The organism is Mycobacterium kiyosense, from assembly GCA_021654635.1.
Classification (GTDB): domain Bacteria; phylum Actinomycetota; class Actinomycetes; order Mycobacteriales; family Mycobacteriaceae; genus Mycobacterium; species Mycobacterium kiyosense.
This window is the reverse complement of the sequence record AP025179.1, coordinates 4,510,764-4,523,832: the sequence shown is the minus strand read 5'-3', so window position 1 is coordinate 4,523,832 and position 13,069 is coordinate 4,510,764. Positions and strand designations below refer to the sequence as shown.

Annotated in this window: 13 protein-coding genes; 10 read left to right on the top strand and 3 right to left on the bottom strand. The window is 64.1% G+C overall.

The features are described 5' to 3' along the window. The first annotated feature begins 179 nt into the window (after positions 1-179). Together L6444_RS21220 and L6444_RS21215 are read left to right on the top strand one after the other, a co-directional pair. A complete protein-coding gene (locus L6444_RS21220; protein WP_236977058.1) occupies positions 180-467 on the top strand; it encodes a hypothetical protein in 288 nt (95 codons plus the stop codon). Beyond that, positions 436-840: a hypothetical protein gene (locus L6444_RS21215; RefSeq protein ID WP_236977056.1), complete on the top strand. Its 405-nt coding sequence runs from the start codon at positions 436-438 to the stop codon at positions 838-840. The genes L6444_RS21220 and L6444_RS21215 overlap by 32 nt, the downstream gene beginning before the upstream one ends. A gap of 31 nt (positions 841-871) precedes the next feature. Here L6444_RS21215 and L6444_RS21210 read toward each other — a convergent pair whose 3' ends face one another. Further along, the gene (locus tag L6444_RS21210) at positions 872-1,642 is read right to left on the bottom strand and encodes a hypothetical protein (RefSeq protein WP_236977054.1); all 771 of its coding nucleotides are present in this window, start codon (positions 1,640-1,642) and stop codon (positions 872-874) included. Between the two features lie 213 nt (positions 1,643-1,855). Here L6444_RS21210 and L6444_RS21205 point away from each other — a divergent pair, with 213 nt between their 5' ends. Further along, positions 1,856-2,920 carry a spirocyclase AveC family protein gene (locus tag L6444_RS21205; RefSeq protein WP_236977052.1) on the top strand — a complete coding sequence of 355 codons (1,065 nt, stop codon included), beginning with the start codon at positions 1,856-1,858 and terminating at the stop codon, positions 2,918-2,920. Positions 2,921-2,971: 51 nt separating this feature from the next. Here L6444_RS21205 and L6444_RS21200 read toward each other — a convergent pair whose 3' ends face one another. Further along, positions 2,972-4,567 carry a phytoene desaturase family protein gene (locus L6444_RS21200; RefSeq protein WP_236977050.1) on the bottom strand — a complete coding sequence of 532 codons (1,596 nt, stop codon included), beginning with the start codon at positions 4,565-4,567 and terminating at the stop codon, positions 2,972-2,974. Between the two features lie 302 nt (positions 4,568-4,869). Here L6444_RS21200 and L6444_RS21195 point away from each other — a divergent pair, with 302 nt between their 5' ends. From L6444_RS21195 to L6444_RS21185, 3 genes are all read left to right on the top strand, one after another. After that, positions 4,870-5,436, top strand: a complete 567-nt coding sequence (locus L6444_RS21195; RefSeq protein WP_236977048.1) for a TetR/AcrR family transcriptional regulator — start codon at positions 4,870-4,872, stop codon at positions 5,434-5,436. Positions 5,437-5,527: 91 nt separating this feature from the next. Next, positions 5,528-6,601: a spirocyclase AveC family protein gene (locus L6444_RS21190; RefSeq protein ID WP_236977047.1), complete on the top strand. Its 1,074-nt coding sequence runs from the start codon at positions 5,528-5,530 to the stop codon at positions 6,599-6,601. Between the two features lie 158 nt (positions 6,602-6,759). Then, a complete protein-coding gene (locus L6444_RS21185; RefSeq protein ID WP_236977046.1) occupies positions 6,760-7,425 on the top strand; it encodes a TetR/AcrR family transcriptional regulator in 666 nt (221 codons plus the stop codon). Between the two features lie 10 nt (positions 7,426-7,435). Here L6444_RS21185 and L6444_RS21180 read toward each other — a convergent pair whose 3' ends face one another. Further along, complete coding sequence (locus L6444_RS21180; RefSeq protein ID WP_236977045.1) at positions 7,436-8,086, bottom strand: TetR/AcrR family transcriptional regulator; 651 nt, start codon at positions 8,084-8,086, stop codon at positions 7,436-7,438. Positions 8,087-8,218: 132 nt separating this feature from the next. On the opposite strand from L6444_RS21180, the gene L6444_RS21175 reads away from it, so the two are divergent. The 4 genes from L6444_RS21175 (at position 8,219) to L6444_RS21160 (ending at position 13,063) form a co-directional block, all read left to right on the top strand. Then, the gene (locus L6444_RS21175; protein WP_236977044.1) at positions 8,219-9,571 is read left to right on the top strand and encodes a protoporphyrinogen/coproporphyrinogen oxidase; all 1,353 of its coding nucleotides are present in this window, start codon (positions 8,219-8,221) and stop codon (positions 9,569-9,571) included. A 5-nt stretch (positions 9,572-9,576) separates the two neighbouring features. Next, positions 9,577-10,389: a hypothetical protein gene (locus L6444_RS21170; protein WP_236977043.1), complete on the top strand. Its 813-nt coding sequence runs from the start codon at positions 9,577-9,579 to the stop codon at positions 10,387-10,389. Further along, entirely contained in the window at positions 10,386-11,210 is an 825-nt protein-coding gene (locus L6444_RS21165; protein ID WP_236977042.1) for a hypothetical protein, read from the top strand. Before L6444_RS21170 ends, L6444_RS21165 begins: the two co-directional genes overlap by 4 nt. A gap of 254 nt (positions 11,211-11,464) precedes the next feature. Continuing rightward, complete coding sequence (locus tag L6444_RS21160) at positions 11,465-13,063, top strand: PEP-utilizing enzyme (protein WP_236977041.1); 1,599 nt, start codon at positions 11,465-11,467, stop codon at positions 13,061-13,063. Positions 13,064-13,069: the final 6 nt, after the last annotated feature.

Below are 13,069 nucleotides of genomic sequence, written 5' to 3'. Positions count from 1 at the left end.
TAGAGCGGTGCATAAATTCTGCGCTTGGAGTGGCATCGTCTGTCTGGTCCTGATGGTCGCGGGATTCATCGGGCTGGCACGGTTCTTTTCCGCCGCCGTCGCCGGCCTTGACGACGGCCGAGACCACGCGTTTCATCCTCGATCACACCACCACGATCAGGTGGGGAATGGTGGTGACGATGGCCGCCGCCGTGTTTCTGGGGGTGCTCGCTGTCGAGATCGCGGTTCAGATGCGTCGCATCGAAGGACGGTTCCCCGCGCTGGCAATGATCGAATTCGGTTTCGGCATGTTGTTCGTGCTCGAATTCTTGTATCTGCTTTTCTTCTGGCAGACTGCGACATTCCGCGCCGATCGCGATCCCAAACTCGTCGAGTTGCTCAACGACATGGCCTGGGATTCCCTTCGTCGGCTTGACTGGAACGGCCGCGGCCCAGGTGGCGGCTTTCGGTGTCGCTATCCTGATTGATCGCCGCCCGACGCCGGTGTTTCCGCGCTGGCTCGGCTACGTCAACCTGTGGACCGCCATGATCTTCTGCGCGGGCACCTTCAACGTGTTCTTCAAGCGCGGGCCGCTGGCCTGGAACGGGCTGCTGGCGTGGTGGTTGCCGGTGGTGGTGTTCGGCGTCTGGTTGGTGCTTGTCTCGGTGTATCTGATCCGTGCGGTGCAAAGCCACCTCGCGGAAGTGGGCGCCGAGGAGAACGTCGAAAAGAACGTCGCCACCGGATCGCGTGCGCGCGACCGGGGCACCCCGACGCACGCGGAACTGGCCGCCCAAATCGCCCAGTTGCAAGCACAAGTCGGCGAGCTGAGGGATAAGGCCGCTTCAACCACGCATTGACACGGGCGCCCCCGAGCGTCGGGCGGCGGTTCTAGCTTGCCGCGGCGGCGGGGGTACGCAGGCGGTCCATCAGGGGCGGATCGCTGACGGGCCGCTGGGCTTCGGCGTTGATGGCGCGCAACGTCAGCACCGAGAACATGACGATCCAGACGAAGAACACGATCATCGGGACATAGAAGACCAGCACCCCGTCCTGCGAGAACGGGCCCGTCTTGAAGAACAACAGCAGAGACGCCTCGCACATGAAGAACGACGCGAACAGGTTGTAATAGGCCGACCACCGCGGAAAGGCGGGTTGCACGCTCTTGTCGAGCAGGGTGGTGACGGCCAGGCAGATCTGAAAGAGCGCGAATGGGGCACCGGTGAACAACACACCGAGCCAGCCCAGGTCGTTGAGGGCTTGGGTGACCTCGGGGGAGGTCTCGCCCGGGCGCCACGACGCCGCCCCGAAGAAGAAGCCGATGAACATCACCACGACGACCTCGCAGGCGACCGCGACCACCATGATGTTGAACAGGATGGGCCACTGTCGTTCCCGGCGCCGCACCAGCTGGATGATGCTCATGCTCCAGGTCGTGTACAGAATGCTGGAAAAGATGAAAATGACTGTGGCAATTCGTATTCCGGTGGTGTTGGCCAGGTATTCGGCCACCACTTTGGGCGCCGGGTCGGCCGCTGACGGCGGCAGGATGTACTGAAACCCTGACACCACGGTCGCCGCGAACGGCCAGAGGAACGCGAACGCGAAGCCTGTGCAAGCGCAGACCTTCAGGATGAGCGGGTGGAAACCGTCACTGCGCATGGGTGCGCTCCAATCCTCATGATGACCGGCGTGAAACCTCTAGCCGATAAGGCGGTGGTGAGCTGAACGGTATCGACCCCGACCCAGGCCTGTCAACGGCTTTAGCTACCTCTACTTATTAACAGAAACCGTCAGAAGTGCGAAAACATCTTGTGGAGATACTGAATCTCAAATTAGAGTGACTGTTGGGCAACGCTGAGACGAGGGGCATCGATGGCTGTTCTGGATCGGTCTGCGAGCGACATCCCAGCCGGCGGGCCACTGCCGACCCAGGTGGCGCCGAAGCGGTCCCGGCCGGTGCTGTTCTGGGTTGCGCTCGGTGTCGTGCTGCTGATGTTTCAGGTAATCGTGTTGGCGCGCTGGGTTTTCGGTCCGCATTTCACCTCGACACCGCCTGGTCCGGACGCACTGCCGGGCTGGCAGCACGTTCTGTTCACGGCGCTGCAGATCGGGGTCCCGGTGGCAGCGGTGGTGTTGTTCTATCTGTGGGTGATCCGCCCATGGTGGCGCCATCGCAAGCTGACCACCGATGCGATGATCGCGCTGAGCGCCTCGACGGTCTTCTTCTGGGACATGGTCATGAACTACACGTCGGTGTCGTTGCTCTACAACTCCCATCTGATCAACCGCGGGGCGTGGGCCAACGGCTCTTGGCCGACGTGGACCAGCCCCAACGCAAACCGGCTACCCGAACCCCTACTGATCGTGCCGCCGGCCTACACGGCGCTGGTGTTCTCCCAGGTGATCATCGTGTTGTGGGCGGTGCGTAAGCTCAAAGCGCGCCGGCCGCAGCTCGGGGTTCCTGGCATCGTCGCGCTCATCTTCGTCGGACTGGTCCTCACCGACACCATCATCGAAGGGCTCGTCCTGCGCACCGGAGCGTATGCCTATCCCGGTGGTATCAAGGCGATCACGTTGTTCGCCGGCCGGACGTATCAGATTCCGATGTCGGAGACCGTGTTGTTCGGCGGCCTGGCGTTGGGAGCCATCGCCTGCCTGAGCTACTTCCGGGACGACCGCGGGCGCACCATCGTCGAGCGTGGCCTCGACCGGCTCAAGGCCGGCGACAAGGCCAGGCAGACACTGAAGTTCTTCGCCATCTACGGCGCTGTCCACATCGGTTTCGTGGTGTTGTACATGGTTCCGCAACAGTGGTTCGCCACGCATGCCGACCCGTTCCCGGCCGGATACCCGTCGTACTTGATCAACGGCATGTGTACCGGTGGAGCCGACGGCAAGACATGCCCCGGCCCGGGCGTGCCGATGCCGCGGCCTTAGTCAACTGCGTTGTGCGGCAGTACATTCATCGCTGATCCGTGCAGTGGGCGGTCAAGCGCCGTGCTGCCCGAGCGCGGTCTGGGCAGCGAGTCGGCCAGGCCAGCCGCTGACCCCGCCGCCGGGATGCGAGCCCGCTCCGGCGTGGAAATAATTGCGCACCGGTGAGCGGTAGCCGCCCAGGCCTGGCGCAGGCCGGTTCATGGCCAGCCGGAGCGGGGTCATGTCGACGTGGAAGTAGGACCCGTTCGGGGTGGCGAACTGATCGCCGAAATCGGCCGGGCTGGTTTCGATTCGGCCAATCTCGCCGTCGAAACCGTCCAGGTGCTGACGCACCGAGCCCATGATCGCGTCCGACATTCCCGCTTTCGTCTTCTCCCAGCCGTCGCGCGGTTGGGCGGGGACGTTGGCGGCCAGATAAACGACGTCCTGGCCCTCCGGCGCCAATCCCGAGTCGTTGGCCGAAAGCACGGCCATGTAGACCGGCGGACTTTCAAGCGACTCACCAGCCCGGATGGCCTGCAGCTGGCGGATGTTCTGCTCGAACGTCCCGGTCATCAGCGCCGTCTTGCGGATGTCGAAGTCGTCGATCTTGCGGCGCTGCAAGGCACCCCTCGGGTAGGTGGCGCGCCCGGACAGGGCGACATCGATTTTGAAGGTGGCCGAGTTGTTGCCACTGGCCGGCAAGATCGCGACCTTAGCCCGGGTTGCCGAGTCCAGCACGCCGTCCTCGAGCAGCCCGCCGTAGGCCAGCTGTGGAGGTACCGCCGCGAGTACGCCGCGGGTAGCACGGATCTCTGAACCGTCGCCGAGGACGACTCCGGTGGTGCGATTATCGGTGACCATCACCTTTTGCACCGGGGTACCGGTGCGGACGTGAGCGCCGCGTTGAGTCGCGTACGCCGCCATCGCCTCCATCACCGCACCCATACCCCCGAGGGGCCGGATCACGCCGGGTTTGCGGTGCACCGCGGCCAGGCCGACGCAGTAGAAGCCACCGCCGTCGTGATCGATCGGCCCGATCATGCTGCCCCAGTACGTGGCCAGCGATCGCATCTGGTCGCTGTCGAAGGTATCGGCCATCAGGTCGATCAGGTTGTGCGACATTATTCGGCCCAGCTGGCGCCGAATCGCCCGACTGGGAGCGAGTTTGAGCAGCAGTTTGCCCAGCTCCGCTTTCGGTAACTGCGCGGGATGATGTGGCATGACGGTGGTCAGCGCCTGGAAAATCCAGGACAGCGCCGGTTGTAGATCGGCGTAGGTGCGGGCGTCTTTGGCCGAGAATCGCCGCACCTCGGCCAGCGTGCGGTTCAGGTCGTGGAACAGCAGCAGCGTGGACCCGTCCGCACCGATCCAGCCGTACGGGGCCTGCACCGGCGTGCTGCGGTAGCCGTAGCGATGCAGGCCGAGATCGGAGATGAACGTCGTACACGACATGAACATGTCGTCCATCGCGCCCAGGCTCAGAATGTGGTGTGGCGCCTCGGCCACAAACGCCCCACTATTGGCCAATCCGCCCAGGTGGGGACGCTGCTCCAGGACCAGCACGGTGGCTCCGGAACCGGCCAGGGTGCACGCCGCGCTGAGTCCGTTGTGGCCACCGCCGACCACGATGTAGTGGTAGTCGTCGCAGAGTTCGGGCGTCGTCATCCTTGTACTCCATCGTCGCCGGCGATCAGCGGGTTGAGACGCTGAGTGAAACCTCAAGGGCATCAACGGATCCGGTCATTCCGTTCCCTGAGATGCCGAGACGGAACCCCGCGTCGATGCGAGCCGCCGGATCCGCACACCTGAATTAATTGGAATATCAGTCTCAAAATATCCACATCGTCGCAACGATGTCAACGCTTCGGCCGGCGCGGTTCCCGGCGGTGAGACCTCGGCGCCGGTCATAGAATCGCCGCATATCAGGTCGGGCAGGAGCCGCGACCTGCCGTCAGACAGGACCGTCGATGGACGCCACAACTGCAGGAATCGTCAGCGCTGCCCGGGCGGTGTTCGCCCGCTACGGCGTGGCGCGCACGCGAATGGCCGACATCGCCAAGGAAGCCAAGTTGGCGCGCCAGACGCTGTACGACTTCGTCAGCGGTCGCGACGAACTCATCGAACTCGCTCTGGTGGCATGTTGCGGTGAATTGCAACAGCGCTTGGACGCAGCGTTGGTCGACGCGCCGGCCGGCCTGCGCGAACGTTTCGTCGAAGTACTTGCCCGGGCTGTCGAAATCGCCAGCGGAGACGAGGAATTCGGCGCACTGGCCGAGGCATTGCCGCCCGAGACCGTCGATCGGATCATCGGTGGCGCCACCGCCGTTCAGGCACTGCTGGCCAAGAGTCTGCGACCGGTGCTCGAGGAGGCGGCGGCCGCCGGGCAACTGCGTCCCGGTGTGGTGGTCGACGAAGCCAGTCAGTGGTTGCTCGGGGTGATCAGCTTCGCCCTGCTGCGGGAAAACCTCGACGCCGCGGCCCTGCGCAGGGAGTTTCGCACCTACGCCGTGCCGTCCGTGTTCGTCGACTGCTAGGCGACACCACGACAATACTTGTCGGCATGTCGCCCTAAGCTGTACGCTGAGTTCGAGCCAGTGTTTTCGAGTTGCCCCGATGGGAGGCACCATGTCCGCCGTCGCAGCGGATCACCGCCGGCCGCTTCCGGTGTCGGCACCGCCCCGACAAGTGCCGGCCCCGGTCATTCTTGCGGTGATCGGTGCCCTGGTGGCCGGCTATGCGCTCTGGACGTGGGGAGCCTGGCTGGCCTCGGGCCCCACTCAGATCACTGCCACCCGCGACCCCGGCGATGCGTCCTGGTGGGTCGCACGTGGCTACGAGACGATCATGGCGGTGGCCGTGGTGGTGATCAGCATTCATGTTGTGCGCCAATGCCTTCAGCAACGGCGTCTGGTCTTCGACGGCATCGTGGTCATAGCCGGGTTTTTCACGCTGTTCTGGGACCCGATGGTCAACTGGATGCAGCCCAACTTCATGTACAGCTCGCAATGGCTCAACCTCAACACCTGGGTTGCCCAGGCCCCGGGGGTGGTCAACCCGACCGCCGGTCTGATGCCACAACCGGTGTTCATCATGTTCATCTACCCGTTCGGGCTGTTGGGTTTCTCGATAATCCTCAACCACGGCATGCGGGTCGTGCAGCGACGCGTTCCCCAGATCAGCACCGTCGCGTTACTGGCATTCGCCTATGCCTACGGACTTTTCCTGGGCTTCTGCCTGGAGGCGCCTACTTTCCTGTTCAACCTCTGGGGCCTGCCCGGCGCGCCCGCGTCGTTCTCACTGTTCGCCAACGGACAGCGCTACGCCTGGGCTGAATATCTCACCACCGGAATAGTTTTCACCACCTTCGCCGCGGTGCGTTACTTCCGCGACGACAAGGGCCAAACGATCACCGAGCGTGGGCTGGAGTCTTTCCATCCGGCCGCCCGGACCACCGTGAGCGTCTTGGCCACCATCGCCGTGTTCGCCATGTCGATGTGGGCACTGCTGCTGGTGCAGATCCCCGCCGGACTGCACGCATCGCCCTACCCGACGGACTACCCGGCCCACCTCGTCAATGGGCTGTGCAACATCCCGGGCAACCCGCATTCGACCGCGCCCACCACCTACGGGCCGTGCCCTGGCAGCCCCGGCTTCCGGATGCCGGTCGCCAACACCTTCATCCCCGCCGCCGGGCACTGATACGCGTCGGTGATCCTCGGGTCCTCCCGTGATGCCGTTGCTCGAGGCTCAACCAGTACGCGGGCCGGCCACGCTAGGCTTTTGCACGGCAACCTGTCATGGCTGAGATTGCCGGCATGCGAGAGGGGTGAGCGAGGCTGTCGACCGAATCAACCGTCGTGCGGCGGGGCGCCCGCCGCGCACCTGACACGGTCAAGGAACTCATCCTCAAGGCCGCGCATGACCTTTTCTCGGCGCACGGCTACCACGGCACCCTGACCCGGCAGATCGCCGAGAAAGCCGGCGTCGGTGAATCGGTCATCTTCCGCAACTTCGGCTCCAAGGCCGAACTGTTCGAGACGACGATCCTGGCCCCGTTCAACGAGTTCGTCGACAACTGGGCGACGACGTGGGATGCGAAGACGACAGCCTCCGCCGACCCGATGCAGGTGGCTGAGGCCTTCGTGAAAGGGTTCTACGGACTCGTCGACCAGCACCGTGGACTGCTGAGCACCCTGGTCGCGGCCCGGATCAGCGGCACCGACCCGGGGTTGGCCGCAGTCGCCACCAGGGTCAGCGAGAGGCTGGCCAACAATCTCAGCACGCCACGGCGAGTGCTGCTGGAACACAGCGAAGCTCGCAACTTCCGCAGCCTCGACGCGCCGGTGAGTGTGGCCGTATCGGTGGGATCCGTCCTGGCCCTGGTGCTGCTCGACGACTGGGTGTTCCCGCCCGATCAGCGTCGCCCCGGCAAGACCCGCCAGATCAACGAACTGACTCGGATGCTGCTCTACGGTGTCACCGGGGGCCCTAGGGCCCAAAGTGATCTGCCGGTAGGCCATTAGCCTCGTCGACCTAGGTAGACGACTGCCGCCCGGTCGCGCGGGTCGGTTTGGTGGTCGGCGCCTTAGCGCGCCGGGGTGCCGCGCCGCGGCCGCTGAGATACACCACCCGCCAGACGATTTCGACGAGGGCATCGAGCTGGAGCTCGACCTCCTCGTCGCCGGCGGAGCCGACAAGCTGATAGAGCCCGCGTTCGATCATCCAGATGAGCCACTGCGCAGTGCGTGCGGAATCCAGCTCGGTATCGGCCACCCCGGCGCGCTGTGCGTCGCCGATATAGGCAGTCAGCGCGCGCACCACCTGACCGATCAGATGCTGCTGCTGTTCTTGTGCGCGCGGATCGTAGGCGGCGGTCTCGGCAATCGTGCCCAGAATCGTGCGGTGTCTGCGATAGGTGTCGATCGGCACTCGCATGGCTTTGTGCAGATCCTCGCGGGTTGCGTTGACCGGTAGGTCCCACCACGAGGAGCCATCGGCGATCAGCTCGCCGATGACGTCTTGCGCCATGGCGACGAGAAGATCGCCCTTGTCATCGAAATAGACATAGAAAGTGGATCGCGAGATCCCGCCCGCGGTGATTATCGCTTCGACGCTCAGGTCGGCATATCTCACCCCGTTCGCCACTAGTTCTTCGACGACGCCGACGAAATGGCGGCCGAGCATGCTTCGGCGTTGGGCCCGGGACAGTTGCAGCGGGCGGGGAGGTGATGCGGCCACGCGCGAAGTATATGCCCTGTACGCGCACTCATACAGAGTGTCTGTTTAACGTATTCACTGTTTGATAACATGCACACCATGTCTGATCCCTCGAAGGTGTACATCGTCGGAGCCGGACCGTCCGGCCTGGCGGCGGCGTGGCGGCTGCACGAAGCAGGTCGCCCTGTCGTGGTGATGGAATCCCGCGATCGTGTTGGTGGACAACTGCTTTCGATCAAGCGCGACGGTTATCTGATGGAAGCCGGCACGACGATCTTGCCCGCCGCCTACGACAGCGTGATGCGGCTCGTCCACGACATCGGCATGGCGGACGAATTGATACCGGCGAACTCGCTGATGGGTTTTATGCGCGGGGATCAGATGCACTACCTACGAGCGAATCGGCTCGTCCTGGATGCCGCCCGGACCAAGTTGCTGTCGCTGGGTTCGAAGCTCAAGGTTGCCCGGCTGGCCGCCGACTCGTTCAGGCTACGCAACCTGCTCAGCTACGAGGACTTGTCCATCGCCGGTGCCTACGACATCGAAACACCCGAGCAGTACTGCCGGCGCCGCGGTCTCGACGGGGAGTTGTACGACTACTTGATCGAGCCGACGGTGCGTGGCGGGGCTGGAGTTCCGGCCAGCGTCATCTCTGTCGTGGAGTTCTTCTTCCTCTGGCAGAAGGTGTTGGGCACCAAGCTGTATGCCTTCCGCGACGGATATTCGTCGTTTCCCGAACGGCTGGCCGCAGCCATACCCGACGTTCGCTTGAACACCGAAGTGGTCGAGGTGGTCGAAGACGCAGGCGGCGTGACGGTCACGTGTGTCGGACCCGACGGCAAGCAGTACACCGAGCGTGGCGCCGGGGCCATCGTCAGCTCGATGGGCAACCGGGTTCCCGACCTCGTGCCGCAGCTGGATCCGGAGCGGGCGAAGTTCTTGCGGGAGCTGAATTACACCTCGACAATGTCGATAAACCTGGCATTGAATCGGGTTCCCGACTGTCCGGCTTCCTTCGTCGTGGTTCCACGGCCGGTATCCGAGGGCTTGTTCGCGGTCATTCTGGAACACAACAAGGCGCCGGGCCGGGCGCCGGCGGGCAAAGGCCTGGTGTCGCTGTTCATGATGAACCAATGGGCCGTTGACCACATGGACGCCAGCGATGAGCAGATCCTGGCCGACGTCCTGCCCGACGCCGAGAAGGCGATACCCGGTTTGGGTGACGCGATCGAGTTCGTACGAGTCAACCGGTGGTATCCCGTGCTTGTCTACAGCCACCCCGGGCTGTATCGCGCTCTGGGCCGTTTCCATGCCTCCCGGGATCTGAAAAGTCGCATCCATCTCGCGGGTTCCTACAACTCCTCGGGCAATGTCAACACGGCTACGACAGCCGGCGAACGTGCCGCACGTGAACTGTTACAAGCACTTTCGCCGGCCGCGCTGGCGGTCTGACGAAAATGGGCCAATTCAACATCCCGACACCGCCGTCGATGGTGTTCCCGCGGACGCCTCAGACGGTCGCCGAAATCGTGCTCTGGCTGGTGGTCGTCGGATTCGTGATCTTTGCGGTGCGCCAGTGGCGGCGGACCGGGTCGCCGCTGGGATTGGTGATGCTGGCAGGTGGCGGCATCGCGCTCCTCAACGAACCGCTCGACGACATCCTGGGATTGGTGCACCATCCTCGACCAGGCCAGGATGTGGTGTTCGAGACGATGGGGCCGATACCGCATTGGGGACTGCCCACCTACATCATCTTCTTCGGCGGCATCGCGTATGTGCTGCTGTTGGAGCTGCGCAGGCTCAACTTCACGCCGCGCGCATTCTGGACGGGGATCGCGATCACCTTCGTGGCTGATCTGCTGATCGAGTTGCCGCTGCTGCACTTTCGGCTCTACACCTATTTCGGCTACGGCCAGGTTCCGATGAGCATCGGCGGATTTCCGTTGTACTGGCTGTTCATCAACACCACGGGCCCAATCCTGTGCGCCGCCATCCTGTTTGCGGCGCCCGGCTACTTCACCGGCTGGCGTAAAGTGCTGGTGCTGTTTCTGCCCCTGGTCACCGACGCCGGCTGCAGCGCCGCGGTAGGTCTGCCGGTGTACAACGCGCTGCACGTGCCCGGTGCCTCCGGCTGGGTCAGCTGGACGGGGGCAGTCGCCTCCTGCGCAATCGGTTTGGCAATACTCGATGCGTCGGCGCGCTGGATCTACACGCACACCCTTAAGCTGCGGCGAGACCTGGCCTCGACGCGCGAACTTCAGCAACAATGACTTGGATCCGCGGGCATTTCGATTTGCCGGCGACCCCCGACGGCACGACGATGCCTGCAACGGCGCAGCTCGTCGCGACGGTCGCCATGGCGGTGCTGGTGGTCGGCTTCGCCGGGTACGCAATACGGGAGATCGCCCGAACCCGATCGGTCATGCTGGCGCTGCTCCTCCTCGGGGGAGCGGGGGCGTACTTCAACGAACCCATCGACGATGTGCTGGGCCTGGTGTGGCATCCGGTCGCTGGTCAATGGACCGTGCTCGACACCTTCTCGCGGGTTCCGATGTGGGGCTTGGGCATCTACATCGTGTTCTTCGGCGGAATGCCCTATCTGATTCTGCAGGCGTTGCGCCGGGGTATGACACGTCGTCAACTGTGGGCCTGGGTTGGCGTGTTGGCGGTGATTGATGTCGCGGTGGAGCTGCCGGTCTTGGCCAGCGGCATCTACAGCTACTACGGCGATGCACCCATGAAGATTGCCGGCTTTCCCGCGTATTGGATCGTCATCAACCCGGTGGGGCCGCTGGCGCTGGCGGTGCTGCTGTTGGCCGCCGGTGACACCTTCACCGGCTGGCGCACGTTGTATCTGCCGTTCCTGCCCATGATGTTCGACGCCGCCGGCAGCGTCGCGGTCGGGTGGCCGATCTTCAGTGCACTCAATGCGCACGCTTGCGCGCCGCTGCGATGGCTGGCCGCGGCGCTGACCATCGCGATCGGTCTCGCCACGCTGGATCTGCTGATCAACCACGCGGAGCGCATGTCGGCAAGAGTGGCGCGGGCACCGGAGCTGCTGAACGGCAACGCAACCCGCGCAATCCAGTAACGTCCCGGCGAAAAATCAAGTGCTAGAGCATGATTGGTGCTTCGTGCCGCACTGTTGACATATTCGTCCGACCGTACGGGTCGGCTACCCACCCGAATGTAACCCGGCTTCGACTCCGGGGTGACGGCCCGCCTCGGCATGGTGGTAGTGGTCAGTCGAGCCGTTGACGTAACGATACGAATATCATATTCTCGTATCGTTATATTCCAGAGTGCGAGGCACACCATGCGGCCGCTGGGGACGAGGGAGTTCTCTTGACGCTGATCACGGACCCGGTCCGGGGGACCTCGGAACCGGGCCGCTTCTGGACACTGGCCAACACCGGTGAAGTCACGCCGGGAGTGCTGTCCCCGCTGGACTGGAGTGTGTGGGACAGCTTCGAACTCGCCACCCGCGAAGGGTGGTACGACCTCGGCATCATGGCGAAGTCCGAGATTTTCCTGCCACTGGATCCCAATGTGCGCCAAACTGCGGTGTTCTTCGGTCGCCATGCGATGAACGTCGATTATGTCCGTGCCAGGATGGGCACGGTCCCCGGCGGCTCTCCCGATGATTTCGAGCGCGATACCTGCGGCAGCGTCCGAAAGGGCCTGCCGCCGCAGCCGAAATCGTATCGTCGCGTGCCCGCAATGGCCTGGCGACTGCCGCGCTGCTATCGCCGCACCGGCGCGGAGTTGATCGAATCCAACGCTGAGACCAAACGCTGGTGGACACGAGAAGTTCTGCACGGCAACGGTTCCACTGACCCGGTCGCTGATCTGCGGGCTGCCAGCGTGCGTTTCCGGCAGACCATGCGACTGCATATCCGGGTGCGGACCTTCATCACCGGCGTCCAAGGCGCGCTGGTCAGCCTGGCCGACAAGGTCGGCCGCCCTGACCTTGCGTTACCGGTGTTCGCCGGTTATGGGGACATCACGGAGTTGTCGCTGGCACGTGACATGCGCCGCCTTGGTGCCGGTGAGATCAGCGCCGCGGACTTCGTCGAGCGCTACGGCTACTACGGCCCGAATGAAGGCCTAGTGTGGACGCGTGCGTGGCGCGAGGATCCCGAGGCGCTGCTACCACGCGCACGGGCCTTGGCCGAGCGTGAAGATCCTGACGTGCGATCCCGCGCGGCGACCGAGGCGCGACTCGATGCGGAACGTCAGATCCTGGCCGCGTGCGGGCCCCTGCAACGGCTACTGGCCAAGCAACTCTTCGCCCACGCCGCCACGCAGGTGCGCAACCTTGAACTGGCCAAGAGCACATACCACATGGCCATTGACGGCTGCCGCGCGGCGGCGCGGCGCGTCGGGCTCGATCTCGCCGAACGCGACATCATCGATGACCCCGAGGACGTCTTCTTTTTCACCATCAGCGAACTCGAGCAGCGACCACCCGTAGCCGCCAGGGACATCGTCGAATTCCGCAAAGCTCGGCGGGCCGAATACCTGTCTTTCGACATCCCGATGACCTTCCACGGTGTGCCCCAGACGATCCCGCGTGCCGCCGCCACACCGACGGCAGATGTCGACGAACTCTGCGGCATTCCCGGCAGCCCGGGCACCGTGGTGGGGGTGGTGTGTGTCGCCGATGGCCCCGACGGCGATATCGAGCCCGGTGTGGTGTTGGTGTGCCGCACCACGAATCCCAGTTGGACACCCTTGTTCGGCATGGCCGATGCTCTCGTACTCGACATCGGTGGACCCAACAGCCACGGTCCGATCATCGCCCGAGAGATGGGCATTCCGTGCGTGATCAACGTCGGTAACGCCACCGCGGTGCTGCACGACGGCGACCGGGTCCGGGTCAACGGCACCGATGGCACCGTCACCGTCGTGGCGCGCGCCAACAGGGACCTCGCAGCACGCTGATCGAAA

What these genes read in the sequence shown, in the direction of transcription:
- L6444_RS21195 (WP_236977048.1), top strand. Translation starts at nt 4,870, where the DNA reads ATGGACGCCACAACTGCAGGAATCGTCAGCGCTGCCCGGGCGGTGTTC.
- L6444_RS21200 (WP_236977050.1), bottom strand. Translation starts at nt 4,567, where the DNA reads ATGACGACGCCCGAACTCTGCGACGACTACCACTACATCGTGGTCGGC.
- L6444_RS21220 (WP_236977058.1), top strand. Translation starts at nt 180, where the DNA reads ATGGCCGCCGCCGTGTTTCTGGGGGTGCTCGCTGTCGAGATCGCGGTT.
- L6444_RS21170 (WP_236977043.1), top strand. Translation starts at nt 9,577, where the DNA reads ATGGGCCAATTCAACATCCCGACACCGCCGTCGATGGTGTTCCCGCGG.
- L6444_RS21205 (WP_236977052.1), top strand. Translation starts at nt 1,856, where the DNA reads ATGGCTGTTCTGGATCGGTCTGCGAGCGACATCCCAGCCGGCGGGCCA.
- L6444_RS21165 (WP_236977042.1), top strand. Translation starts at nt 10,386, where the DNA reads ATGACTTGGATCCGCGGGCATTTCGATTTGCCGGCGACCCCCGACGGC.
- L6444_RS21180 (WP_236977045.1), bottom strand. Translation starts at nt 8,086, where the DNA reads ATGCTCGGCCGCCATTTCGTCGGCGTCGTCGAAGAACTAGTGGCGAAC.
- L6444_RS21175 (WP_236977044.1), top strand. Translation starts at nt 8,219, where the DNA reads ATGTCTGATCCCTCGAAGGTGTACATCGTCGGAGCCGGACCGTCCGGC.
- L6444_RS21210 (WP_236977054.1), bottom strand. Translation starts at nt 1,642, where the DNA reads ATGCGCAGTGACGGTTTCCACCCGCTCATCCTGAAGGTCTGCGCTTGC.
- L6444_RS21190 (WP_236977047.1), top strand. Translation starts at nt 5,528, where the DNA reads ATGTCCGCCGTCGCAGCGGATCACCGCCGGCCGCTTCCGGTGTCGGCA.